The sequence below is a fragment of the Olsenella uli genome, assembly GCF_901212655.1.
Taxonomy (GTDB): Bacteria; Actinomycetota; Coriobacteriia; order Coriobacteriales; family Atopobiaceae; genus Parolsenella; species Parolsenella uli_A.
Genome location: NZ_CAAKON010000053.1, coordinates 41,965 through 66,707 on the forward strand (window position 1 = coordinate 41,965; position 24,743 = coordinate 66,707).

The 24,743-nt window shown below is 63.5% G+C and carries 21 protein-coding genes and 5 tRNA genes; all 26 read left to right on the top strand.

Annotation, left to right across the window (positions count from 1 at the left end; genetic code table 11):
* The first annotated feature begins 2 nt into the window (after positions 1–2).
* The 26 genes from ispD (at position 3) to rplC (ending at position 24,729) form a co-directional block, all read left to right on the top strand.
* Entirely contained in the window at positions 3–788 is a 786-nt protein-coding gene (gene ispD, locus EFAMC2_RS09760) for a 2-C-methyl-D-erythritol 4-phosphate cytidylyltransferase (protein WP_154028991.1), read from the top strand.
* On the top strand, positions 788–1,267 hold the full coding sequence (gene ispF, locus EFAMC2_RS09765) for a 2-C-methyl-D-erythritol 2,4-cyclodiphosphate synthase (protein WP_154028992.1): 480 nt from the start codon (positions 788–790) through the stop codon (positions 1,265–1,267). The genes ispD and ispF overlap by 1 nt, the downstream gene beginning before the upstream one ends.
* Positions 1,268–1,360: 93 nt before the next feature.
* Entirely contained in the window at positions 1,361–2,092 is a 732-nt protein-coding gene (gene cysE / locus EFAMC2_RS09770) for a serine O-acetyltransferase (protein ID WP_154028993.1), read from the top strand.
* A 2-nt stretch (positions 2,093–2,094) separates the two neighbouring features.
* Entirely contained in the window at positions 2,095–3,579 is a 1,485-nt protein-coding gene (cysS, locus tag EFAMC2_RS09775; protein ID WP_154028994.1) for a cysteine--tRNA ligase, read from the top strand.
* Between the two features lies 1 nt (position 3,580).
* The gene (gene rlmB / locus EFAMC2_RS09780) at positions 3,581–4,705 is read left to right on the top strand and encodes a 23S rRNA (guanosine(2251)-2'-O)-methyltransferase RlmB (RefSeq protein WP_154028995.1); all 1,125 of its coding nucleotides are present in this window, start codon (positions 3,581–3,583) and stop codon (positions 4,703–4,705) included.
* Positions 4,698–5,246: an NYN domain-containing protein gene (locus EFAMC2_RS09785; protein ID WP_261980255.1), complete on the top strand. Its 549-nt coding sequence runs from the start codon at positions 4,698–4,700 to the stop codon at positions 5,244–5,246. The genes rlmB and EFAMC2_RS09785 overlap by 8 nt, the downstream gene beginning before the upstream one ends.
* Before the next feature lie 59 nt (positions 5,247–5,305).
* A tRNA-Thr gene (locus EFAMC2_RS09790) sits at positions 5,306–5,380 on the top strand.
* A gap of 435 nt (positions 5,381–5,815) precedes the next feature.
* Positions 5,816–5,899, top strand: a tRNA-Tyr gene (locus EFAMC2_RS09795).
* Position 5,900: 1 nt separating this feature from the next.
* Positions 5,901–5,976: transfer RNA gene (locus tag EFAMC2_RS09800), tRNA-Thr, on the top strand.
* A gap of 9 nt (positions 5,977–5,985) precedes the next feature.
* Positions 5,986–6,062, top strand: a tRNA-Met gene (locus EFAMC2_RS09805).
* 96 nt (positions 6,063–6,158) lie between these two features.
* Positions 6,159–7,349, top strand: coding sequence for an elongation factor Tu (tuf, locus tag EFAMC2_RS09810; RefSeq protein ID WP_154028996.1), 1,191 nt, complete (start codon positions 6,159–6,161; stop codon positions 7,347–7,349).
* Between the two features lie 280 nt (positions 7,350–7,629).
* On the top strand, positions 7,630–7,779 hold the full coding sequence (gene rpmG, locus EFAMC2_RS09815) for a 50S ribosomal protein L33 (protein WP_154028997.1): 150 nt from the start codon (positions 7,630–7,632) through the stop codon (positions 7,777–7,779).
* 14 nt (positions 7,780–7,793) lie between these two features.
* Positions 7,794–7,869, top strand: a tRNA-Trp gene (locus EFAMC2_RS09820).
* A gap of 70 nt (positions 7,870–7,939) precedes the next feature.
* Positions 7,940–8,296: a preprotein translocase subunit SecE gene (gene secE / locus EFAMC2_RS09825; RefSeq protein ID WP_154028998.1), complete on the top strand. Its 357-nt coding sequence runs from the start codon at positions 7,940–7,942 to the stop codon at positions 8,294–8,296.
* Between the two features lie 3 nt (positions 8,297–8,299).
* Complete coding sequence (gene nusG / locus EFAMC2_RS09830) at positions 8,300–8,845, top strand: transcription termination/antitermination protein NusG (RefSeq protein ID WP_154028999.1); 546 nt, start codon at positions 8,300–8,302, stop codon at positions 8,843–8,845.
* A gap of 101 nt (positions 8,846–8,946) precedes the next feature.
* On the top strand, positions 8,947–9,375 hold the full coding sequence (gene rplK / locus EFAMC2_RS09835) for a 50S ribosomal protein L11 (RefSeq protein ID WP_154029000.1): 429 nt from the start codon (positions 8,947–8,949) through the stop codon (positions 9,373–9,375).
* 149 nt (positions 9,376–9,524) lie between these two features.
* Complete coding sequence (gene rplA, locus EFAMC2_RS09840; protein ID WP_154029001.1) at positions 9,525–10,229, top strand: 50S ribosomal protein L1; 705 nt, start codon at positions 9,525–9,527, stop codon at positions 10,227–10,229.
* A 274-nt stretch (positions 10,230–10,503) separates the two neighbouring features.
* A complete protein-coding gene (gene rplJ / locus EFAMC2_RS09845; RefSeq protein ID WP_154029002.1) occupies positions 10,504–11,022 on the top strand; it encodes a 50S ribosomal protein L10 in 519 nt (172 codons plus the stop codon).
* A 99-nt stretch (positions 11,023–11,121) separates the two neighbouring features.
* A complete protein-coding gene (rplL, locus tag EFAMC2_RS09850) occupies positions 11,122–11,499 on the top strand; it encodes a 50S ribosomal protein L7/L12 (RefSeq protein WP_154029003.1) in 378 nt (125 codons plus the stop codon).
* 307 nt (positions 11,500–11,806) lie between these two features.
* Complete coding sequence (locus tag EFAMC2_RS09855; RefSeq protein WP_154029004.1) at positions 11,807–15,331, top strand: DNA-directed RNA polymerase subunit beta; 3,525 nt, start codon at positions 11,807–11,809, stop codon at positions 15,329–15,331.
* Positions 15,332–15,337: 6 nt separating this feature from the next.
* Entirely contained in the window at positions 15,338–19,783 is a 4,446-nt protein-coding gene (locus EFAMC2_RS09860) for a DNA-directed RNA polymerase subunit beta' (RefSeq protein WP_154029005.1), read from the top strand.
* Between the two features lie 372 nt (positions 19,784–20,155).
* Positions 20,156–20,524 (top strand): 30S ribosomal protein S12, encoded by a 369-nt coding sequence (gene rpsL, locus EFAMC2_RS09865; protein WP_154029006.1) that lies wholly within the window; start codon positions 20,156–20,158, stop codon positions 20,522–20,524.
* Positions 20,525–20,585: 61 nt separating this feature from the next.
* Complete coding sequence (rpsG, locus tag EFAMC2_RS09870) at positions 20,586–21,056, top strand: 30S ribosomal protein S7 (RefSeq protein WP_154029007.1); 471 nt, start codon at positions 20,586–20,588, stop codon at positions 21,054–21,056.
* Positions 21,057–21,084: 28 nt separating this feature from the next.
* Positions 21,085–23,181, top strand: a complete 2,097-nt coding sequence (gene fusA, locus EFAMC2_RS09875; protein WP_154029008.1) for an elongation factor G — start codon at positions 21,085–21,087, stop codon at positions 23,179–23,181.
* Between the two features lie 69 nt (positions 23,182–23,250).
* Entirely contained in the window at positions 23,251–23,559 is a 309-nt protein-coding gene (rpsJ, locus tag EFAMC2_RS09880) for a 30S ribosomal protein S10 (RefSeq protein WP_073296301.1), read from the top strand.
* Between the two features lie 549 nt (positions 23,560–24,108).
* Positions 24,109–24,729, top strand: coding sequence for a 50S ribosomal protein L3 (gene rplC / locus EFAMC2_RS09885; protein ID WP_154029009.1), 621 nt, complete (start codon positions 24,109–24,111; stop codon positions 24,727–24,729).
* Positions 24,730–24,743 lie beyond the last annotated feature (14 nt).

Here is a 24,743-nt window from a genome sequence, read left to right on the forward strand (position 1 = left end):
GCATGAGCCTGACCCGCTCGCACGGCTGGGCCAAAGCACCTGCCGACACCTGCGCCATCGTGGCCGCGGGTGGCCTTGGCATGCGGTTTGGGGACCCGCGCGGCAAGCAGTACGTCGAGCTTTGCGGCCTGCCCGCGCTCGATTGGTCCATCGCGGCGTTTGACGAGGCGCCCTCGGTGGCGCACGTCGTGGTGGTGTGCCCGGAGGGTCGCGAGGCGGAGACCCGCGAGGCTGTGCGCCGGCTGGGGCCAGGCATCCCCGTGAGCTACGTGCCCGGAGGCGCCACGAGGCAGGAGTCGTGCCTGGTGGGCCTGCGTGCCGTGCCGGCGCAGCTGCCACTCGTTGCCATCCACGACGGAGCGCGCCCGCTCGTGGACGTGCCCACCATCGAGGCTGTCATCGCACGCGTGCGCAACGACGCCTCCGTGGACGGCGCCATCTGCGCTCATCCGTCCACGGATACGCTCAAGGTGGTGGAGGGCGGCATCGTGCGCTCCACGCCGGACCGCTCGCGCTACTGGGCCGTCCAGACGCCGCAGGCGTTTCGCGTCGCAACCATCCTCGCGGCGCATGAGGCCGCTGTGGCGGAGGGCTTTGTGGGAACCGATGACTCCTCGCTCGTCGAGCGGCAAGGGGGTCGCGTTGCCTGCGTGGAGGGCCCGAGCGACAACATGAAGATGACCATGCCGGAGGACCGCCGCCCCATGGAGGCGATTCTGTCCGGACGCCTTGCTGAGTGCGAGGCAGAGGGGCGCGCCGCGGGGCGGCGCGCATGGGGAGGCCGCTGATGCTGCGCATTGGCCACGGGTACGACGTCCACAAGCTCGTCGAGGGCCGCAAGCTTATTCTTTGTGGCGTCGACATACCCCACGCGCTGGGGCTTCTCGGTCATTCGGACGCCGACGTGGCAACTCATGCTGTGGCCGATGCGATCCTGGGTGCCACGCGCCTCGGGGACCTCGGGAAGCTCTTCCCAGATACCGACCTCGCCTATAAGGGCGCGGACTCCCTCAAGCTCCTCTCCGAGGTGATGCGCCTTGCGCGCGAGCGCGGCTACGAGCTGCTGGACTGCGACTGTACCATCGCCGCCCAGGCGCCCAAGCTGGCCCCGCATCGCGAGCAGATGCGCGAGAACCTCGCGCACGCCCTCGGCGTTGACGTGACGAGCGTGGGTGTGAAGGCAACGACCACCGAGCACCTCGGCTTCGTGGGGCGCGAGGAGGGCATGGCCGCCTGGGCGGTGGCGCTGCTCGACGACGGCCGCTAGGCTGGTCAATCGACACATCGGAGCGGTATCCTGTCGCAACATCCATGCGTCGCAGGCCACGTGGCCATGGCGCTCCAGCTAGTGAGGATATTCATGTTCGAACGCTTCCGCGAGGACATTGAGACGTTCCGGGCGCATGACCCGGCAGCAACGTCAAACATCTCCATCGTGCTCAACTCGCCCGGAATGAGGGCCATCTGGGCCTATCGCCGCCAGCATTGGCTGTGGGTCCACGGGCACCAGCTCCTGGCGCGCACGCTCTCCACGTGGAGCCGCCACCACTTTGGGGTCGAGATTCACCCCGGTGCCACGATTGGACGCCGCTTCACGATCGACCACGGCATGGGCATCGTCATCGGCGAGACTACCATCATTGGCGATGACTGCCAGCTCTACCAGGGCGTCACCCTTGGCGGCACCGGCAAGGAGAGGGGCAAGCGTCATCCCACGTTGGGCAACGGAGTGGTTGTTGGCGTGGGCGCCGCGGTGCTTGGCAACATCACCTTGGGTGACAACGTGAAGGTTGGCGGCGGCGCCGTGGTGGTGCGTGACGTCCCGGCAGACTGCACCGTCGTGGGTGTGCCCGGTCACGTCACCACGCGCGGGGGTATCCGCGTTCGCTCTGCCGCCGGTCAGCGCCTGAGCTGCCTGGCCATTGACGACGCGGCTACAATCGACAAGGTCATCCGCGAGCGCGAGGACTTGGAGCACCGAGAGTACCTGCCCGACCCGCTCGACCGCACGGTTGACGAGCTGACCGCGCACGTGGAGCGCCTTGAGAAGCGAATTGCCGAGCTGGAGTCCCAGCTCAAGACGAAGGAGTAGCCATGCTCGTCTATAACAGCCAGACGCACAAGAAGCAGGAGCTCACGCCCGTCGAGCCCGGCAAGATTCGCATGTATGTCTGCGGCCCCACCGTCTACGACCAGATTCACGTGGGCAACGGCCGCACCTTCCTTGCCTTCGACGTCATCCGGCGTTACCTCACCTACAAGGGCTATCAGGTGACGTTTGCCCAGAACCTCACGGACGTGGACGACAAGATCATCAACCGCGCAAATGAGCAGGGGCGTACGCCCGAGGAGGTCGCGAGCGAGTTCTCCGACGCCTTCATCGAGCAGATGCACCGGCTTGGCGTGCTCGACCCCGACATTCGCCCGCGCGCCACGCAGGAGATCCCCGCGATGATCGAGATGATCCAAGGACTCATCGAGCAGGGGCACGCCTATGCGCCCGGCAACGGCGACGTCTACTTCTCCGTGCGAAGCGACCCCAGCTATGGCACCGTCTCTGGCCGCAATGTGGACGAGCTCAAGGTGGGCGCCCGCATCGAGGCCAACGACGAGAAGCGCGACCCACTCGACTTTGCCCTCTGGAAGGCGGCCAAGCCCGGCGAGCCGATGTGGGAGAGTCCCTGGGGCAAGGGGCGCCCGGGTTGGCACACCGAGTGCTCCGCCATGGTGCATCGCTACCTAGGCACGCCAATCGACATTCACGGCGGCGGCCAGGACCTGCAGTTCCCGCACCACGAGAACGAGCACGCCCAGGCCTGCTGCTGCTGGCACGAGCCGCTTGCCAACGTGTGGATGCACGCGGGCATGCTGCTCATCAACGGCGAGAAGATGAGCAAGAGCCTCGGCAACTTTTTCACCCTCAAGGAGGTCCTGGACAAGTACCCGGCCGATGCGGTGCGCCTGCTGATGCTCCAGACGCACTACCGCTCGCCCCTGGACTTCTCCTTCGATCGCCTGGACGGAGCCGTGGGAACCCTCGAGCGCGTCCGCGGCACCATTGCCAACCTGCGCTGGGCCGCCGAGAGCGCCCCTCAGGACGGCGAGCTCAACGAGGCTGACCGGGTGCTTGGCGCCGCGGTTGACGAGGCCTCTGCCGAGTTCGCGCGCCAGATGGACGACGACTTCAACACGGCAGGCGCCCTCGCGGCCATCTTTGGCCTGGTCACGGCCGCCAACACGTACCTGAGCGACGCTGGAGAGGACACCTCGACCGCCGTGTCGCTCCGCGCGTCCGACGCACTCGTCGAGCTGCTGGGCGTGCTGGGCGTGGAGTCCGTGCGCCCGGTGGCCACAGAGCTGCCCCACGAGCTCGTTGACCTCGCTCGCGAGCAGGCCGGCTATGCGGGCGATGACGCCGACGAGGCCGCGTCTGCCCTCATCCAGGCCCGCGCCGCCGCCCGCGCCGCCAAGAACTGGGGCGTGGCGGACGCCATTCGCGACGGCATCGCGGCCCTGGGTCTCGTGGTGGAGGACACCGCCGCTGGTACGCGCATCAAGCCTGCCAAGAAGGAGGCCTAGGATGGCTCGCCGCGGCGGAGGCCGCACCGATGCCCGCAACTCCTTTGGCGGGCGAGACGGACGTCAGGGCGGACGTGGCCAGCAGGGCCGCGCGCGCGACCAGCGCACTTCCCAGGCAGGCCGTGGCTCCCAGGGTGGGCGTGGTCGGCAGGGTCGCGGCTCCTTTGCACCCCAAAGCCCTCGCGAGCGCGGCGGACGCCCCCAGACCGGCCGCGGTGGGCGCCCTGAGCGCCGCGAGACGACGCCCGGCGACTATCTCGAGGGGCGCCGAGCTACCGAGGAGGCGCTCGACCTGGGGCTGCCCATCAAGCGCGCTCTCGTGCAGAAGGACGGCGGAAACCAGGATCCGGCGCTTGTCCGTCTGGTGACGCGCCTTGAGCAGGACGGCGTCGAGGTTGAGTGCGTGGCGAAGCCCGTTCTCGATTCGCTCTCGAGTCATGGGGCCCACCAGGGCATCGTGCTGAGGGTCCAGCCCTACCGCTATGCGGAGCTCTCGGACGTCATCGCCGCGGCGGGGGAGGGCGACGCGCTCGTCATCGTGCTCGACCATGTCACGGACGAGGGCAACTTTGGCGCCATCGTGCGTACGGCGGAGGTCGTGGGTGCGGCGGGCGTCGTGGTGGCCAAGGCGCGCGCGGCCCGTGTGGGCGTGGGCGCGTACAAGACCAGCGCCGGCGCCGTGATGCACCTTCCCATCGCGCAGGTATCCAACCTTGCCGCCGCGCTCGACGAGCTCAAGGAGCACGGCTTTTGGGCGGGAGGTGCTACGGAGCATGCCCATGACGTCATCTGGGATGCACCCATACACGGTCGCCTGGCGCTCGTGATGGGCTCTGAGGGCAACGGCATCTCCAAGCTCGTGCGCCAGCACTGCGACTTCGAGATGAAGCTTCCGCAGCGCGGACGCGTGGAGTCGCTCAACGTGGCCCAGGCCACGACGGCCATCGCCTACGAGTGGCTGCGTCGCTCCATGACGGGCGAGGGGCAGGCTTCTGGCTCTGTTGCAGGCGCCGATGGATTCGACGCCATGGGGGCAGACTTCCCGGACACCTCCGATTTCGATTTCGGTGCAGGCTTCCCCGACACGTCGGACTTCGACCTCTCGGACGGCGACTTCCGTGGCTAAGCGCAACATGCACGAGCTGCTTGTAGTGGATGGCTACAACGTCATCTTTGGTACGCCCCGCTACGAGCGGCTCGTGGACCGTCGAGGAGGAAGCTCGCGCGATCATGACCCCTTCGACCGCGCCCGCGAGGCGCTCGTGGGGGATGTGGCCGCATTTGCCCAGGGGCGCTACGAACCGGTCATCGTCTTTGACGCCGCGGGCAACCTCAATCCCGAGCACCCGGAGCTCAGGAGTGGCGGCGTACGCATGGTCTTCTCGCCCACGGGGGTCACGGCCGACACAGTGATTGAGAAGCTCGTGACCGAGTGCCGTCAGCAGATGCGCGAGGTGACGGTGGTTACTTCGGATAACGCCATCAGGGCCACCGTGGGCGGCATCCCCGTGACGCGCATCTCGAGCAGCCTGCTCGCGCATGAGATTGACGTCTTGGACGCGGAGTGCGAGGTTGAGGCGGCAGACCGCTCCCACGGGCGTCTTACGGTGGAAGATCGCCTTGACCCCGAGACGCTTGCCAAGCTCAACAAGCTCCTCGGCAGGTAGCCAGGCGTGACGCGGGCTCAATCTTCGGGTACCATGACTACGCGCAGAAGCGCTCATACGCCGGTGTAGCTCAATGGTAGAGCCCTTGTCTTGTAAACAAGTGGTTGTGGGTTCGATTCCCACCCCCGGCTCCATGCACGAGACGGCCCCGGCGACGGGGCCTTTTTCATGCGGAGGGGCCCCGCGGGGAATCGAACCTGCGAGGGCGCAAGGCGCCGGTGGCGCCTTGCGTGGCGAGGGCGGAGCCCGAGCCGCCGAGGGTTGCCGCGCAACCCTCGCGATTCCCACCCCCGGCTCCATGCACGAGACGGCCCCGGCGACGGGGCCTTTTTCATTTGGGCGGTCTGTGGGCAGCCATACGCCGGAAATCTTTGGCCAGATCCAAAATCTTTTTTCCCGCAAGACTCTGCAAAGTTCGATTTCAATTGCGTTAATACGGCACTTTACCTCGAGCGATAGTATAGATACGCCCGGGTGGGTGGAATAGTTTTGACAACCTTCCTATTTCCCCGTATTATCCTTTCCGCTGCTTGGGACTGCGGTCCAACGCAGACGCTTGAAAACGGTATGGGGATGTGGCACAGCGGCAACTGCGGCGGACTGTAAATCCGCTCCCTCTGGGTTCCTTGGTTCGAGTCCAAGCATCCCCACCATGCCCGTGTAGCTCAGTAGGTAGAGCACTTCGTTGGTAACGAAGAGGTCACCGGTTCAAATCCGGTCGCGGGCTCCATTCAAGCACGGCGGTGTAGCTCAGTTGGTCAGAGCACGCGGTTCATACCCGCGGCGTCACTGGTTCGAATCCAGTCACCGCTACCAGAGCCCTCGCGGCGTCGCCTCGGCGGCGCCGCTGGACGTATAAATAGGCAAACGGGCCGTCAAGGCCTAAAGCTAGCATCCATGAGGAGGATGGCAATGGCCAAGGAGAAGTTTGAGCGCACCAAGCCGCATGTGAACATCGGCACCATCGGTCACGTCGACCACGGCAAGACCACGCTGACGGCTGCTATCACCAAGGTTCTCTCTGAGACCCCGAACTGCAAGGCCGACTACACTGCCTTCGAGAACATCGACAAGGCTCCCGAGGAGCGCGAGCGTGGTATTACCATTTCCGTCGCTCACGTTGAGTACGAGACGGAGACCCGTCACTACGCCCACGTTGACTGCCCGGGCCACGCTGACTACGTCAAGAACATGATTTCCGGTGCTGCTCAGATGGACGGCGCCATCCTCGTTATCGCCGCCACCGACGGCCCGATGGCCCAGACCCGCGAGCACATCCTCCTCGCCCGTCAGGTCGGCGTCCCCTACATCGTCGTCTTCCTGAACAAGTGCGACATGGTCGACGATGACGAGCTCATCGACCTCGTCGAGATGGAGACCCGTGACCTCCTCTCCGAGTACGACTTCCCCGGCGACGACATCCCCGTCATCCGTGGTTCCGCTCTCGGCGCCCTCAACGGCGAGGAGAAGTGGGTCGAGTCTGTCCGCGAGCTCATGGCTGCCGTCGACAGCTACATCCCGACGCCTGCTCGTGACAACGAGAAGCCGTTCCTGATGGCCATCGAGGACGTCATGACGATTTCCGGCCGCGGCACCGTTGCCACCGGTCGTGTCGAGCGCGGCGAGCTCAAGCTCAACGAGCCGGTCGAGATCGTCGGCATCAAGCCGACCCAGTCCTCCGTCGTCACGGGCATCGAGATGTTCCGTAAGACCATGGACTTCTGCGAGTCCGGCGACAACGTCGGCCTCCTGCTCCGCGGCATCAAGCGCGAGGACATCGAGCGTGGCCAGGTCATCTGCAAGCCGGGCACCGTTACCCCGCACTCCAAGTTCACCGCTGAGGTCTACGTCCTCACCAAGGAGGAGGGTGGCCGTCACACGCCGTTCTTCTCTAACTACCGCCCGCAGTTCTACTTCCGTACCACCGACATCACGGGCTCCATCGTGCTGCCCGAGGGCGTCGAGATGGCTATGCCGGGCGATCACGTGACCATCGAGGCTGACCTCATCCACGGCATCGCCATGGAGGAGGGCGACCGCTTCGCTATCCGCGAGGGTGGTCACACCGTCGGCGATGGCCGTGTTGCTACGATCATCGAGTAACTTGGCTGCATAGCCTTTGAGGCCCGGCTCCCAATGGGGGCCGGGCTTTTTTGTGCGTGAAGCATATAAGCGGCAGCTTTCTGCTACTATGCACAAGTCGAACTTTACGTTCCTCCCAATGACATGCACGTCAAGGCATTACTTGTGGAGGACTTATAAAGAGATGAGCGCTTTCGATTGGGCGCCGACTCTATGCTTGACAGATTCATTGATAGGGTGGTATCGTTCACCACCGCGCCATGGCTGAGACAGTCTTGGCCATGACTATCAGGAGGAACTCATGCGTACTTTGGTTACTCTCGCGTGCACTGAGTGCAAGCGTCGCAACTACACCACCAAGAAGAACAAGCAGAACAATCCTGAGCGTATGGAGCTCAAGAAGTACTGCCCGTGGTGCCACAAGCACACGCTGCACAAGGAGACCCGTTAAGGGTTAATCCACACAGGCCAGTAGCTCCAATGGTAGAGCGGCGGTCTCCAAAACCGTTTGTTGTGGGTTCGAGTCCTACCTGGCCTGCCAGACACTTCACCGGTCCCCGTGAGGGGGCCGGTTTCCATGAATAGCGACAGCCTCCCGGGAGGGAAGAAGCATGCCCAACAAGGATCGTCAGAAGAGGAGCGTTCGCAAGGCGCGCGCTGCCGAGCGTAAGGAGCTCGAGGCAAAGCGTACCGCTTCCGCGCCCGCTTCTGCATCTGCCTCCAAGAAGGCCGCTGTCGTTCAGGCCAAGGCTGAGAAGAAGGCCCCTGCCAAGAAGAAGGGCCGTATCGCCACGTGGTTTGCAGGCGTCAAGTCTGAGATGAAGCGCGTGACGTGGCCCACCAAGCTCGAGCTGAAGAACTATGCCGTGGCCGTTGTTTGCATGCTCGTCTTTTTCGGCATCGCCGTGTGGCTCATCGACACGGGCGTTGTCGCTGGTCTTGTCTCCTACTCTGGTCTCAGGGGGTAAATGATGGCTAAGCGCTGGTATGTCATTCACACCTACTCTGGCTACGAGAACAAGGTCAAGGTAGACCTTGAGCACCGTATCGAGACCTTTGGTCTCGAGAATGCCGTTGTGGACATCAAGATTCCCACGGAGGAGGTCACCGAGATCAAGGAGGGCGGCAAGCGCGAGTCCAAATCCTCCAAGGTCTTCCCGGGTTACGTTCTCGTTCGCATGGAGCTTGACGACAACTCCTGGGCTGTGGTTCGCAACACTCCTGGCGTTACTGGCTTCGTTGGCATTGATGGCAAGCCTGCGCCCCTTTCTCGCGACGACTTCAACAAGATCATGCGTCGCGTCTCGCCGCAGAAGGGCGCTCCTGTGGCACATCGCACGGCTACCGATCTCGAGGCCGGTCAGTCCGTCCGCGTTGTCTCTGGGCCGCTCGCAGACTTCGACGGCATCATCTCCGAGGTCATGCCTGATGCTGGCAAGGTCAAGGTTATGCTCATGATCTTTGGTCGTGAGACGCCCGTAGAGCTCACGCTCGACCAGGTTGCGACGATTTCCTAGTCGCTCCTCGTACTCCGCGCCCCTCGTTCGGTGAGGAATGCTTCTGTGGGGCGTGTATCGTATAGAACGCACTAACGTTGTTACCAAGAAAGGCAAGAACAATGGCTGAGAAGAAGGTTGTCCACTTCATCAAGCTCCAGATTCCCGCCGGCGCCGCTAACCCTGCGCCCCCGATTGGTCCGGCCCTCGGTGCCGCCCAGGTCAACATCATGCAGTTCTGCCAGGCCTTCAACGCCCAGACTGCTGACAAGAAGGGCGATATCATCCCGGTCGAGATCTCGGTTTACGAGGATCGCTCCTTCACCTTCATCTGCAAGACCCCTCCCGCGGCCGAGCTCATCAAGAAGGCCCTGAAGCTCAAGAGTGGCTCCGCCGTTCCTCAGCGCGACAAGGTCGGTCAGCTCTCCCAGGAGCAGCTCACCGAGATTGCCGAGCTTAAGATGCCGGACCTTAATGCCAACGACATCGAGGCTGCCAAGAAGATCATCGCCGGCACCGCTCGTTCCATGGGCGTCACTATCGCTGAGTAAGCAGCTCGCACCTCTTGCCGCCCTTTAAGGGCGGCATACTTTTGGCTTCGCGCAAGTTTGGTATTCCGCCGGCATCGCCGGCTAAAGCGCGGCTGATGCCGCACGATGTGGGAGGGTTTTCAACCCGTTGACCACAGGAGGTAGAACGTATGCCTAAGCACGGAAAGAAGTACCTCGAGGCCGCTTCCAAGGTCGAGAACAAGCTCTACACCCCGAAGGAGGCCGTGAACCTCGTCAAGGAGATTTCCTTCGCCGGTTTCGATGAGACCATTGAGGCCACGTTCCGTCTCGGTGTTGACACCCGCAAGGCCGACCAGAACATCCGTGGCTCCATCGCCCTGCCGCACGGCACGGGCAAGACGGTCCGCGTTGCTGTCTTTGCCGAGGGCGCCCAGGCCACCGCTGCCGAGGAGGCCGGTGCCGATATCGTTGGTTCCGATGACCTCGTTGCCCAGATTCAGGCCGGCAACATCGACTTCGATGCCGCCATTGCCACGCCCCCGATGATGGCCAAGGTCGGCCGTCTCGGTAAGATCCTCGGCCCCCGTGGCCTCATGCCGAACCCCAAGCTTGGTACCGTCACCATGGACGTTGCCAAGATGGTTGGCGAGCTCAAGGCCGGTCGTGTCGAGTATCGCGCCGACCGCTACGGCATCTGCCACGTGCCGGTGGGCCGTGTCTCCTTCCCGATGGAGCAGATCGTCGAGAACTACGGCGCTCTCCTCAACGAGCTTCTGCGTGTGAAGCCCGCCACCGCCAAGGGTAAGTACGTGAAGTCCGTTGCCCTGGCTTCCACCATGGGCCCTGGCGTCAAGGTTGACGGCACCATCACCCGTAACCTGCTCGAGGACTAGTACGTAGCCTGAGTTTGTAGGTACTTTGTGCGGCCGCTTGACTATCTGTCAGGCGGCCGTATTCTATTATAGGTTTGCACATAGCACGTCCGCTGCCAGAGACAGCCGGTGCCCTCAGGGCCTAAGGGGATATGTCCCGCCTGCCGAGGTGGTCTAAAGAGTTTGATACTCAAGACCCCGTCTGGCTACTGCCGGCGGGGTCTTTGCGTCTACTCGAGCGAAGTCCCGCCTACTGGCGAGACGTGCATGATTCGCTCGAGGGGAGGTGCACAGTATGCCAGCACAGTCCAACATCGAAATGCTCGAGAAGGTTTGCGCCTCTCTCGAGAGCTCCAAGGGCCTGTTCATCATCGACTACCGTGGTCTGAGCGTGAAGGAGACCCAGGAGCTTCGTCGTCAGCTTCGTAAGTGCGGCGCGGAGATGAAGGTTTACAAGAACAACATCGTCCGTATCGCCCTCGAGAAGAATGAGCTTCCCGCTGTCGACGATTACCTGAAGGGCACGGTTGCCTGCGTCTTCTATGAGAACGACCCCGCCGCCGCTGCCAAGGCCGTCAAGGAGACCTCCAAGAAGCTCAATAAGATTGAGTTCCGCGGTGGTATCGTCGACGGCTCCGTCCTGACTGCCGAGGAGGCTCTCGCCATCGCCGAGCTTCCGTCCAAGGAGCAGCTTCTGGGTCAGATCGCCGGCCTTATCAGCGGTTTCTCCCGCGATATCGCCGTGTGCGTCAACGGCGTTTCCTCTGGTCTCGCCCGTTCGATCCAGCAGGTCTCCGAGCAGAAGGCCGCCTAGCACCATCCGCGCGGCCTGGCCGCGCACATCGACGCACACTCGTGCGTCGCGCAGACAGATCTCCGTGCTACGCCGCACGGAAACCGAAAGGACTTAGAAATGGCTAAGCTTACCACCGATGAGATCATCGATGCCCTTAAGGAAATGACCCTTCTCGAGGCCTCCGAGCTCGTGAAGGCCATTGAGGACACCTTCGGCGTCTCCGCCGCCGCTCCCGCCGCTGTCGTCGCCGCCGCTCCTGCCGCCGGCGAGGCCGCTGAGGAGAAGACCAATTTTGACGTCGTCCTCGAGGGCTTCGGCGAGAACAAGATTGCCGTCATCAAGGTCGTCCGTGAGCTCACCTCCCTTGGCCTCAAGGAGGCCAAGACGCTCGTCGAGGGTGCCCCCAAGGCCGTCCTCGAGGGCGCCAAGAAGGAGGACGCCGAGGCTGCCAAGGAGAAGCTCGAGGCTGCCGGCGCCGCCGTCTCCCTGAAGTAACTTCTTGCAGGCGAATCGCCTGCAGAGGGCTTTATGGCTCAAAGGGCTCGCATCGAAAGGTGCGGGCCCTTTTTCTATGGGTTCCTTACCGGTGCCATGGGGCCGTGAGAGGCGTGCGTTCACAATCCATTCACATTCTGCACAGCCTGCTCTGTTCAAAATGCCTGGAAAGCGCGAGAAAGCTCGGTAATTTACTTGAAGGGAAAAAGAAAGTCAAGACTGTTCATTGACGCCTGGCTCTACCTTCGATAGATTACTAGTTTGCGACAACTGCCGCCCTATGCCATGTTGAAGGAGGAAATGCCTGGTGCGTACCGCTAAGTCTACTACCACCTCCGCAGTCAAGCACGATCGCGTGAGCTTCTCGAAGATCGCCCCCGCGATGGAGCTCCCCAACCTCATCAGGATCCAAAAGGAGTCCTTCGAGCACTTCATGACCGAAGGACTGGCCGAGGCCTTCGAGGAGGCTTCGCCGATCGAGAACAGCGCTGGCACCATGGAGATCACCTTTGGTGACCACCAGTTTGGCGACCCTGCGCACACCATCGCCGAGTGCCGCGCCAAGGACATCTCCTATCAGGCGCCCCTGCTGGTCGACGTCCGCTTCGTGAACAAGGAGACGGGCGAGATCAAGGAGCAGCTCGTCTTCATGGGCGACTTCCCGCTCATGACCGAGCGTGGCACATTCATCATCAACGGCACCGAGCGCGTCGTGGTCTCCCAGCTCGTCCGTTCGCCGGGCGTGTACTTCTCCGCCGAGATGGACAACGGCGTCCAGGTTCACAAGGTGCAGTTCATTCCTGCTCGTGGCGCATGGCTCGAGTTCGAGGTCGATAAGCGCGGCCAGCTCGTCGTCTCCATCGACCGCAAGCGCCGCCAGAGCGCCACGCTGCTTCTTCGTGCCCTCGGCATCGCCGAGAGCGACGATGACATCCTCAGCATTCTGGGTGATTCCGACATCGTCCGCTCCACGCTCGAGCGCGACGTTGCCCAGACTCGTGAGGACGCGCTCATCGAGATTTACAAGCGCCAGCGTCCGGGCGAGCCGCCCACGGTCGACTCTGCGCGCAGCCTGCTTGACGGCCTGTACTTCAATGCCCAGCGCTATGACCTGGCGAAGGTTGGCCGCTACAAGATGAACAAGAAGCTCGGCATCGACGTCGACGCCCACGAGTCCGTGCTCACGGCCGAGGACATCGTCACGGCGCTTCGCTACCTGCTGGCCCTCCACGCCGGCGACACCACCAAGAAGACCGATGACATCGACCACTTTGGCAACCGTCGCGTCCGCACGGTGGGCGAGCTCGTTGCCAATCAGTTCCGCATCGGCATGAGCCGCATGGAGCGCGTCGTCCGTGAGCGCATGGCCGCCCAGGACGTGGATGACATCACGCCGCAGAGCCTCATCAACATCCGTCCGATCGTCGCGTCCATCAAGGAGTTCTTTGGCTCCTCGCAGCTGTCTCAGTTCATGGACCAGTCGAACCCGCTTGCTGGCCTCACGCACAAGCGTCGCCTGTCCGCCCTTGGCCCCGGCGGCCTTGCCGGCCACAAGAGCGGCTCCAGCCGACGCACGAACGTGCCGACCGCCGTCCGCGACGTCCACAACTCCCACTACGCGCGCATGTGCCCGATCGAGACGCCCGAGGGCCCGAACATCGGCCTCATCGGCTCGCTGGCCCTCTACGCGCACGTGAATGACTACGGCTTCATCGAGTCGCCGTATCGCAAGGTCGTTGACGGCAAGGCCACCGACCAGATCGACTGGATGACGGCCGACGAGGAAGAGGATCACGTCATCGCGCCGGCGAACACGCCGATTGATCCCAAGGACGGCTCCTTCATCGCCCTCGACGAGAACGGCGAGCTCTATCACCCGAAGCGCATCGTCGCCCGTACGCGCGACTTCGACGGCTCCTTCGGCGCCCCCGCCGAGTGCCCGGTGACCGAGGTCGACTACATGGACGTGTCGCCGCGTCAGCTCCTTTCCGTGGCTGCCACGCTCATTCCGTTCCTCGAGCACGACGACGCCAAGCGTACCCTCATGGGCGCGAACATGCAGCGTCAGGCCGTGCCTCTGATTCACGCTCACGCGCCGTTCGTCGGCACGGGCATGGAGGGCCGCGCTGCCGTGGACTCCGGCGAAATCATCGTCGCTGAGCATGCCGGTCGCATTGCCGAGGTCGACGCCGCGCACATCGTGGTCGACACCGAGAAGGGCCCCGAGCGCTACGACCTCCCGAAGTACGAGCGCTCCAACCAGAGCACCTGCATCAACCACCGCCCGATCGTCCACGTCGGCCAGGAGGTCGCACAGGGTCAGCCGCTCGCCGACGGCCCCTCGATCGACCACTCCGAGCTCGCGCTGGGCGCCAACCTCACCGTGGCTTACATGCCGTGGGAGGGCTACAACTACGAGGACGGCATCATCGTTTCCGAGCGCGTCGTCCGCGATGACCTGCTCACCTCGGTGAACATCTCCCGTCACGAGACCGATGCCCGCGACACGAAGCTCGGCCCCGAGGAGATCACCCGCGAGATCCCGAATCTCGGAGAGGACATGCTCGCCAACCTCGACGATGACGGCATCATCCGCATCGGCGCCGAGGTTGGCCCTGGTGACATCCTGGTTGGCAAGGTCACGCCCAAGGGCGAGACCGCTGCCACCTCCGAGGAGCGCCTGCTCCGCGCCATCTTTGGCGCCAAGGCCCACGACGTGCGCGACACCTCGCTTAAGATGCCGCATGGCGCCTACGGCCGTGTCGTCGACGTGGTGCGCTTCAGCCGTGAGGCCGGCGACGACCTCCCGCCTGGAGTCAACGAGCTCGTCCGCGTCTTCGTGGCCCAGCGCCGCAAGATCCAGCAGGGCGACAAGATCGCCGGTCGTCACGGCAACAAGGGTGTCGTGTGCCGCGTCCTGCCGGTCGAGGACATGCCCTACATGGCCGACGGCACGCCCGTCGACGTCCTGCTCGACCCGCTGGGCGTTCCGTCCCGTATGAACGTCGGCCAGCTGCTCGAGTGTCACCTCGGCTGGGCCGCCGCCCACGGCTGGGATCGCGACAACGCCGACTCCAAGACCTACGTTCCCGGCCCGATGCCGGTTGCCACGCCGGTCTTCGACGGTGCCACCGACGTTGAGGTTGCCGAGGCCATTCGCCGCACCAACATCAACCTCGTGAACCGCGCACGCGAGCTTTACGGCGACAACATGGACGAGCAGTTCGTGCCGCAGCTCAACAACTTCGGCAAGACCACGCTCTACGACGGCCGCACCGGCGAGGCGTTCCGCGACAAGATCACGGTGGGCACGAGCTACATCCTGAAGCTCGGCCACATGGTCGACGACAAGATCCACGCCCGTTCGACCGGCCCGTACAGCCTCGTCACCCAGCAGCCGCTCGGCGGCAAGGCCCAGTTCGGCGGCCAGCGCTTCGGCGAGATGGAGGTGTGGGCGCTCTACGCCTACGGCGCCTCCAACGTGCTGCAGGAGATCCTCACGGTCAAGTCCGACGACACCAATGGCCGCGTCAAGACGTACGAGTCCATCGTCAAGGGCGAGAACGTCCCCGACGCCGGCATTCCCGAGTCCTTCAAGGTTCTCGTCAAGGAGATTCGCTCCCTCGCGCTGGACATCGAGCCGATCTCCTACAAGAAGCGTGCCGCCAAGGACGCCGAGGACACCGAGGCCAAGTCCGAGAACCCAGTCGACGTCTTCGCCGGCGAGGGCGTGGCCGAGGACCTCATTGGCGAGCCTGCCGACGATGCCGCCGCGTCTTCTGATGACGCCGGCGCCGCCCTCGTCGCCGATTCCACGAACGATAAGGAGTAGCGAACCGTGGCAGATTTCGACACCACAGATTTCGACGCCATCAAGATCTCCCTCGCCTCCGCCGACGACATTCGCAGCTGGTCGCACGGTGAGGTGAAGAAGCCGGAGACGATTAACTACCGCACGCTCAAGCCGGAGAAGGACGGCCTGTTCTGCGAGAAGATCTTCGGTCCGGTCAAGGACTGGGAGTGCTCCTGCGGCAAGTACAAGGGCATCCGCTTCAAGGGCATCGTCTGCGAGCGCTGCGGCGTTGAGGTCACGAGCGCCAAGGTGCGTCGTGGGCGCATGGGCCACATCGAGCTCGCCGCTCCCGTCTCGCACATCTGGTACTTCAAGAGCCCGACGAGCTTCCCGCTCTCGCGCCTCCTTGACATGAAGTCCAAGGACCTGGAGAAGGTCCTGTACTTCGCCAGCTACGTCATCACGAGCGTCGACACCGAAGCCCGCGAGGCCGACGCCGCCGACCTCAAGGAGGAGCTGGCCGCCGACATCGAGCAGCTCGACGCCGAGCGCGACGAGCAGATCGAGCGTATGCGTCAGGACCAGGCCGACGGCGTCGTCGACGAGTTCGACGGCACCGAGGTCCTCTCCGACGACGAGCTCGCCGCTGCCATCGTGGACCTGCGCGAGGAGTACGAGGAGGAGAAGCAGCTCCGCACCGAGGCGTATGAGAAGTTTATGCAGCTTCAGGAGCGCGAGCTCATCTCCGACGAGAGCCTCTTCCGTGAGATGAAGCGCTACTACTCCATCTACTTCAAGGGTGGCATGGGCGCCGAGGCCGTTCGCGAGCTTCTGCGTGCCATCGACCTCGAGAAGACCGCCGTGGAGCTCCGCGCGATCATCGCCGACGACAAGGGCCAAAAGCAGCGCCGCGAGAAGGCCGTCAAGCGCCTTGAGGTCGTCGACGCCTTCCTCGAGGGCCACAACGACCCGGCGAACATGATCCTTGACGTCATTCCCGTCATCCCGCCCGATCTGCGCCCGATGGTGCAGCTCGACGGTGGCCGCTTCGCCGCGTCCGACCTCAACGACCTCTATCGTCGCGTGGTCAACCGCAACAACCGACTCAAGCGCCTGCTTGACCTTGACGCGCCCGCGATCATCGTCAACAACGAGAAGCGCATGCTGCAGGAGTCCGTCGACGCCCTGTTTGACAACGGTCGTCGTGGGCGTCCGGTCACCGGTCGTGGCGGTCGTCCGCTGAAGTCCCTCGCCGAGGCTCTCAAGGGCAAGCAGGGCCGCTTCCGTCAGAACCTGCTTGGTAAGCGCGTCGACTACTCCGGCCGTTCCGTCATCGTCACGGACCCGCAGCTCAAGCTCCACCAGTGCGGCCTGCCCAAGGCCATGGCGCTCGAGCTCTTCAAGCCGTTCGTCATGCGTCGTTTCGTCGAGCTTGGCGGCAAGAACGAGAACATCAAGAGCGCCAAGCGCGCCATCGAGCGTTCCGAGCCGAAGGTCTGGGACGTGCTGGAGGAGGTCATTAAGGACCGCCTCGTCCTGCTGAACCGCGCCCCGACGCTGCACCGTCTGTCGATTCAGGCCTTTGAGCCGGTCCTCGTCGAAGGCAAGGCCATCCACCTGCACCCGCTCGTGTGCGCCCCCTTCAACGCAGACTTCGATGGCGACCAGATGTCCGTCCATGTGCCGCTGTCCACCAAGGCCCAGACCGAGGCCCGCGTGCTCATGCTCTCGAGCAACAACCTGCGCTCGCCGGCTTCCGGCAAGGTGCTCACGGTGCCGTCCCAGGACATGGTCTTTGGCGTCTACTTCCTCACGACGTCCAAGGACAACGCCGAGGGCGATGGTCGCGTGTTCGCGAGCTTCGAGGACGTGCTGACTGCCTACGACAACCGCATCAAGCTCGATATACAGGCCAAGATTCAGGTCCGCGTCAGCGTCAAGGATGCCAACGTCGAGGTTGAAGGCCGCAAGATCTTCCGCGTCCGCAACGCCGGCGGCGAGACGGTGGACTACGACGTCACCGACAAGCCCGCACGATTCGAGACCACGGCCGGTCGCATCATCTTCAACCGTCAGTGCCTGCCCGCCGACTATCCCTTCATCAACTACAAGATGGTGAAGAGCGACATGGGCAAGCTCGTGAACGACTGCACGGACCGATACCCGCTCGCGCAGGTGGAGCCGATCCTGGACGCCATCAAGTACGCCGGCTTCCACTTCGCCACCCGCGCCGGCCTGACGGTCTCCGTGTGGGACGCCGTGATCCCCGACTGCAAGAAGCACATGCTTGTCGAGGCTCAGGCCAACGTCAACGAGATCAACGAGTACTACGAGGACGGCTTCCTCTCCGAGGCGGAGCGTCACGCCGAGGTCATTAACGCCTGGACCGAGTGCACCGAGGCGCTCGGTAAGGCGATGCTCGAGGGCTTCGACGACGACAACCCCATTTACATGATGGCCGACTCGGGCGCCCGTGGTTCCAAGACGCAGCTGCGTCAGCTCGCTGGTATGCGAGGCCTCATGGCCGACATGTCCGGTGACACCATCGACCTCCCGATTAAGGCGAACTTCCGCGAGGGCCTGCTGCCGCTCGAGTACTTCATCTCCACGTACGGCGCCCGTAAGGGCCTCGTCGACACGGCCTCGCACACGTCCGACTCCGGTTACCTCACCCGTCGTCTCGTCGACGTCGCGCAGGACGTCATCGTCCGCGAGGAGGACTGCGGCACCACCGAGGGCGTTGCCTACAACCTGGTCAAGCCGGGCACCGATGACCTGAACGTCGACCTCATCGGCCGTTGTGTCCTCGATGACCTCATCGCCCCCGAGACGGGCGAGGTCCTTATCCCGAAGGACGGCTACATCGAGTCTGCCGCCGACATCCAGCGCCTCGTCGACTCCGGCCTCAAGAAGGTCGAGCTTCGCGCCCTGCTGACCTGCCGTTCCAAGAACGGCGTCTGCCAGAAGTGCTACGGCTGGGATCTCTCCACGCGTCGTCCGGTCAACGTGGGCACCGCGGTGGGCATCATTGCCGCCCAGTCCATCGGCGAGCCGGGCACGCAGCTGACGATGCGTACGATTCACTCCGGCGGCGTCGCTGGCGTCGACGACATTACGCAGGGCCTGCCGACTGTCGGCCGCATGTTCGACGTCGTCGGCAACGTCAACGAGAAGATCCTTGGCCGCGAGGCTGACCTGGCCCCGCTCTCGGGCAAGCTCTCCATCCAGCCCGAGCAGACCGAGTACCTCGTGCGCATCCTCGATTCCGAGGATCCGAGCCGCATTCTCGACGAGAAGCGCATCCCGGCGTCCGCCCGCTTCATGCCGGGCATCGAGGACGGCTGCGACGTTCGCGCCGGCGACCAGATCACCAAGGGCTTCGTTAACTTCCGCAACCTGCGCAGGCTCACGGACATCGAGAGCACGATGCACACGTTCGTCGAGAGCGTCAAGGACGTCTACACGTCCCAGGGCGTTGAGCTGAACGACAAGCACATCGAGGTCATCGCGCGCCAGATGCTGCGCCGCGTCCAGATCACCAACCCCGGTGACTCCAAGTACCTCATGGGCCAGTACATCGACCGCTACGAGTTTGCCGATACGGTTAACGAGATCACCCTCGCCGGTGGCACGCCGCCTGAGGCCGAGCCCTCGATCCTCGGTACGCTCAAGGTGGCCAGCTCCATCGACTCCTGGCTCTCCAGCGCGTCGTTCATCCGTACCGCCGGCGTCCTCACCGAGGCCGCCATCTCCGGCGAGGTGGACCACCTCATGGACCTCAAGTCCAACGTCATCGTGGGCAAGAAGATTCCGGCTGGTACGGGTCTTGCCGCCTACAACGACGTCGAGCTCACCTACCACGGCCAGCGCATCGACGGCCCCACGGCCCCGACTGCCAAGAGCCTGCCCGAGTGGGCGCCCAACGAGCTCAAGGAGGTTGAGGAGCAGCTGCCGCAGCAGTTCGAGTGGGTTGGTGACGACTATGGCTACCCCGGCGTCTACTCCAAGAACGGCCGCACGCTCTCGAGCGAGGACGCCAAGCTCTACCTCTTTGACGACCTTGGTGTCTCGCAGCGCTGGACCAACAAGTTTGGCGAGGTGGGCATCGAGACCGTGGGCGACCTCATCGGCAAGACCGAAGACGACCTGCTGCATATCGATGGCATCGGCGCCAAGGCTATCGAGGAGCTGCGTCATGGTCTGGAAGAGCGCAACCTCCTCTATATCCTCGAGCCTGACGATGACGCCGCGGACGACGAGGACCTGTCTCAGCTCCTGAACATGGTCTTCAGCCCGGATGCGGACTCCGACGTCATGCTCGGCGCCTCCTCGTCTGCGCCGCACCACTATGACGATGACGAGCTCATCGGCGGCGGCTCCTCCGACTCGGAGAAGAAGCCGGACGTGATCAATGAGGGGCTCGACTCCCTCGACGATCTGCTCTCCAACGTCGTCCGTCGAGACGGCCTGATCGGTGGCGACGAGGACTAGCTCTAGCAGCGGTTATCTCGTAGGAGATCAGTAAGGTACAAAGCGGGGCTGTGAGTATGTGTCACAGCCCCGCTTTTCATATGGCTCAGGCTTGGCCGTCACTTCGGCGCCAACCGTGAGCTTTTCCAAGAACGTTGGGCATCTCGTCCATTCCGCTCGCAGGTCGCTTCATGTGCAGCTTCTTGCGGGCGGTTATATGAATACGGCGTTGGTGAAATGTGGAGATGGATACGCCCGGCACCGTGGCGTTTTGACACCTCAAATTTCGAGGCGTATTGTTCCAGCTTGCGCCTATTCAGGGTGGCGTCGTGCTGCGTCGCCTTCACATGTTGAACAAGCGCAGGAAGCAGATAGGTAAGAAGGAGAGAAGCTTTGCCTACTATCAACCAGCTCGTCCGCCAGGGCCGCACCTCGATTAAGAGTAAGTCCAAGAACGCCGCCCTTAAGCACAACCCGCAGAAGCGCGGCGTGTGCACCCGCGTCTTCACGACCACCCCGAAGAAGCCGAACTCGGCCCTTCGTAAGGTCGCCCGTGTCCGTCTCGTCAACGGCATCGAGGTTACCGCCTACATCCCGGGCGAGGGTCACAACCTGCAGGAGCACTCCATCGTGCTCGTCCGCGGTGGCCGTGTCCGCGACCTCCCTGGTGTGCGCTACAAGATCATCCGTGGCGCCTACGACTGCGCGGCCGTCCAGGACCGCAAGCAGGCCCGTTCCCGCTACGGTGCCAAGCGCGGCTAAGCTCGCCCGCCTTCGTAATCGTTACCGCCTCGCAAGGGGCTGATCCTGTAAGGAGTTCTACATGCCGCGTCGTGCAGCAGCCAGCCGTCGTGAGATCACGCCGGATGCCGTCTACAACAATCGTCTCGTGACCCAGCTCATCAACAAGGTCCTTCTCGACGGTAAGAAGTCCGTCGCCGAGCGCATCGTCTACGGTGCCTTCGACCAGGTCAAGGAGAAGACCGAGTCTGATCCGCTGTCCGTCTTCAAGAAGGCCATGGACAACGTTCGCCCGACCCTCGAGTGCAAGCCGAAGCGTGTCGGCGGCGCCACCTACCAGGTGCCGATGGAGGTCAACTCCCGTCGTGCCACCACGCTGGCCATCCGCTGGATCGTCACCTTCTCTCGCGCCCGCAAGGAGAACACCATGGCCGAGCGTCTCGCCAACGAGATCATCGACGCCTCCAACGGCGTGGGTGCCTCCGTCAAGAAGCGCGAGGACATGTACAAGATGGCCGAGGCCAACCGCGCCTTCTCGCACTATCGCTGGTAAACAGAGATACGTAGAGGAGTAATCACTCATGGCAAAGAGCAAGTACACGCTCAAGGACATGCGTAACATCGGCATCATGGCCCACATCGATGCCGGTAAGACCACGACCACCGAGCGAATCCTGTACTACACGGGCAAGACCCACAAGATCGGCGAGGTCCACGACGGCGCCGCCACCATGGACTGGATGGTTCAGGAGCAGGAGCGTGGCGTGACCATTCAGTCCGCCGCCACCACGTGCTTCTGGAAGGACAGCGTCATCCAGATCATCGATACCCCGGGTCACGTGGACTTCACGGCCGAGGTCGAGCGCTCCCTGCGCGTCCTCGACGGTGCCGTGGCGGTCTTCGATGCCGTCGCCGGCGTCCAGCCGCAGTCCGAGACCGTGTGGCGTCAGGCTCACAACTACAACGTCCCGCGCATCGCCTTCATCAACAAGTATGACCGTGTGGGCTCCGACTTCGAGCACGCCATCGACACCATGAAGGAGCGCCTGCACGCCAACGCCGTTGCCGCGCAGCTCCCCATGGGCGCCGAGGACCAGTTCTGGGGTCTCATCGACCTCGTGACCATGACCGCTTGGGACTTCAAGGAAGACGCCAAGGGCATGATCTACCCCGAGGCCATGGATGCTATCCCCGAGGAGTTCGCCGACGCCGCTGCCGAGAAGCGCGAGGAGCTGCTCGACGCTGCCTCCAACTTCGATGACGAGCTGATGGAGCTTATCCTCGAGGAGGCCGAGATTCCCGTCGACAAGCTCAAGGCGGCTCTCCGCAAGGGTGTTATTGCCAACGAGCTCAACCTCGTCTTCGTGGGCTCCGCCTACAAGAACAAGGGCATCCAGGAGCTCCTCGACGCCGTCGTGGACTACCTTCCGAGCCCGCTCGACGTCCCGCCGGTGGAGGGCACCGACCCCAAGTCCAAGGAGACGATTACCCGCAAGGCCGACAACAAGGAGCCGTTCTCCGCTCTGGCCTTCAAGATCCAGACCGACCCGTTCGTCGGTAAGCTTACCTACTTCCGCGTGTACTCCGGTACCGCCGAGGCCGGTAGCTACGTCTACAACGCCACCAAGGGCGACCGCGAGCGTCTGGGCCGCATTCTCGAGATGAACGCCCACGACCGCACCGACCGTGAGGCGTGCGCCACGGGCGACATCGTCGCTGCCGTGGGTCTCAAGAAGACCACCACGGGCGACACCCTTTGCGACGAGGCTCACCAGATCATCCTCGAGTCCATCGAGTTCGCCGACCCTGTCATCGACGTCGCCGTCGAGCCGAAGACCAAGGCCGAGCAGGACAAGATGTCCGTTGGTCTGGCCAAGCTGGCCGAGGAGGACCCGACCTTCCAGGTCCACACCGACCAGGAGACCGGCCAGACGATCATTGCCGGCATGGGCGAGCTGCACCTCGAGATCATCGTCGACCGCCTGAAGCGCGAGTTCAACGTTGACTGCAACGTGGGCAAGCCGCAGGTTGCCTACCGCGAGACCGCTGGTCACGCTGTCAAGCACGCCGAGGGCAAGTTCGTCCGCCAGTCCGGCGGCCGTGGCCAGTACGGCCACGCCGTTATCGACATGGAGCCGCAGGAGTCCGGCAAGGGCTACGAGTTCGTCAACGCCATCGTTGGCGGCGTCGTGCCGAAGGAGTACATCCCCTCCATCGACAAGGGCATCCAGGAGGCGCTCGAGAACGGCGTCATCGCCGGTTACCCGGTCGTCGACATCAAGGTGACCCTCATCGACGGCTCCTACCACGAGGTCGACTCCTCCGAGGCCGCGTTCAAGATCGCCGGTTCCATGGCCATCAAGGACGCCCTCAAGAAGTCCGACCCCGTCCTTCTCGAGCCGATTGAGGACGTCGAGGTCGAGACGCCGCAGCAGTACCTTGGCGACGTCATGGGCAACCTGAACTCCCGTCGTGGCCAGATCCAGGGCATGGAAGACCGCAACGGCACCACGTCCATCAAGGCCAAGGTGCCCCTGGGCGAGATGTTCGGCTACGCCACGGACCTTCGTTCCCAGACCCAGGGTCGCGCGAGCTACACCATGCAGTTCAGCGATTACGAGCCGGTGCCGAAGTCGGTTGCCGAGGAGCTCGTCAGCAAGGCCGGCGGCAACGCCTAAGCAAAGCCCACACAGTAACGACCGGGTGCGCGCAGAAGCGAGGCACGCACCCGCCGATGGAGGTTCCAAGTGTCTAACCAGAAGATCCGCATTCGCCTGAAGGGCTTTGACCACGAGGTCGTCGACCAGTCCGCGAAGCTCATCGTTGACACCGCCCAGAAGACGGGCGCTAAGGTGTCCGGTCCCATCCCTCTGCCCACCGAGCGCAACCTGTACACGGTCATCCGCTCGCCTCACAAGGACAAGGACTCCCGCGAGCAGTTCGAGATGCGCACCCACAAGCGCCTCATCGACATCCTCGAGCCGACGAGCTCCACGGTTGACTCGCTGATGCGTCTCGACCTGCCTGCTGGCGTCGACATCGAGATCAAGCTCTAAGGTAGGCTTACTTACCTGACGGAGGCCCGTCCTCGTACTGCACGGAAACGCCCTCGCCGCATTAAGCGCGGCTGAGATTTGTTCCTTTGCATGCACGAGGGCGGGCCTCCTGCTGTTTGCTCACTTGAATTGTCGCGAGATGCTAGGCGGCAGGTCTGCCATCGCTCGTTGCTCTATTTGCCGGGTTGGGGCGAGCCTCTTGCCATTCCTTTTGGGATGCCAGGCGATAGGGTGGCATCGCTCGCTGCTTCTTTGTTGGGGGAGGGCATGCGCTCTCTATTATTTGGAGAGTGTATGGAGTGGGTTTTGGAGCCGTATACTTCAAAGGTAGCGCTTTTAGGGGCATGCTGTGCCGAGGCCAAACACACGGTCTCGGGCGTATCCCTCGAACGGGCTTGAGACGGTTCTCCCGTCCGCCGGCAACGCGAGGGAAGCCGCAGCTCACAGCCAACGCCCTCACCCGCGCGGTTCTTGTAGGTTGTGGTCCGCTGGGGCCGGGCGCAAGGGGCGCTCGCATCTACCCATGACCACCGAAGGTAAGGAACGTGTATGGTCAGCACCATCCTCGGCCGCAAGATCGGGATGACCCAGGTGTTTGACGAGGACGACAACGTCGTGCCCGTCACGGTCATCCAGGCCGGCCCCTGCGTTGTCTCGCAGGTCAAGAGCGTTGAGACCGACGGCTACAACGCCGTTCAGATCGGTTTCGGCGACATCAAGAAGAAGCGCGTGAACAAGCCGATGGCGGGTCACTTCGCCAAGGCCGGCGTTGAGCCGATGCGCTACCTCCGCGAGGTCCGCGTCGAGGACGCCTCCGCGCACAACGTTGGCGATGTCGTCACCGTTGCCGACTTCTCCGAGGTCAAGAGTGTCGACGTCACCGGCACCTCCAAGGGCAAGGGCTTCCAGGGCACCATCAAGCGCTGGAACTTCGCCTGCGGCCCCATCACCCACGGCTCCCGCAACCAGCGTCGTCCGGGTTCCATCGGTCAGTGCGCCTATCCGTCCCGCGTGCGCAAGGGCCTTCACATGGCCGGCCACATGGGCGACGAGCGCGTTACCGTCAAGAACCTCAAGCTGGTCCGCATCGACGCTGAGCAGAACCTCATGCTCGTCAAGGGTGCCGTCCCTGGTGCCAAGAACGCCCTCGTGTCGGTCCGCATGGCCTAAGGGCCTAGAGCAAC

Coding starts and splice junctions, on each gene's coding strand:
- cysS (WP_154028994.1), top strand. CDS start 2,095: ATGCTCGTCTATAACAGCCAGACGCACAAGAAGCAGGAGCTCACGCCC.
- rplL (WP_154029003.1), top strand. CDS start 11,122: ATGGCTAAGCTTACCACCGATGAGATCATCGATGCCCTTAAGGAAATG.
- rpmG (WP_154028997.1), top strand. CDS start 7,630: ATGCGTACTTTGGTTACTCTCGCGTGCACTGAGTGCAAGCGTCGCAAC.
- rplJ (WP_154029002.1), top strand. CDS start 10,504: ATGCCAGCACAGTCCAACATCGAAATGCTCGAGAAGGTTTGCGCCTCT.
- rplK (WP_154029000.1), top strand. CDS start 8,947: ATGGCTGAGAAGAAGGTTGTCCACTTCATCAAGCTCCAGATTCCCGCC.
- rplA (WP_154029001.1), top strand. CDS start 9,525: ATGCCTAAGCACGGAAAGAAGTACCTCGAGGCCGCTTCCAAGGTCGAG.
- cysE (WP_154028993.1), top strand. CDS start 1,361: ATGTTCGAACGCTTCCGCGAGGACATTGAGACGTTCCGGGCGCATGAC.
- rplC (WP_154029009.1), top strand. CDS start 24,109: ATGGTCAGCACCATCCTCGGCCGCAAGATCGGGATGACCCAGGTGTTT.
- rlmB (WP_154028995.1), top strand. CDS start 3,581: ATGGCTCGCCGCGGCGGAGGCCGCACCGATGCCCGCAACTCCTTTGGC.
- ispD (WP_154028991.1), top strand. CDS start 3: ATGAGCCTGACCCGCTCGCACGGCTGGGCCAAAGCACCTGCCGACACC.
- nusG (WP_154028999.1), top strand. CDS start 8,300: ATGGCTAAGCGCTGGTATGTCATTCACACCTACTCTGGCTACGAGAAC.
- rpsG (WP_154029007.1), top strand. CDS start 20,586: ATGCCGCGTCGTGCAGCAGCCAGCCGTCGTGAGATCACGCCGGATGCC.
- fusA (WP_154029008.1), top strand. CDS start 21,085: ATGGCAAAGAGCAAGTACACGCTCAAGGACATGCGTAACATCGGCATC.
- ispF (WP_154028992.1), top strand. CDS start 788: ATGCTGCGCATTGGCCACGGGTACGACGTCCACAAGCTCGTCGAGGGC.
- tuf (WP_154028996.1), top strand. CDS start 6,159: ATGGCCAAGGAGAAGTTTGAGCGCACCAAGCCGCATGTGAACATCGGC.
- secE (WP_154028998.1), top strand. CDS start 7,940: ATGCCCAACAAGGATCGTCAGAAGAGGAGCGTTCGCAAGGCGCGCGCT.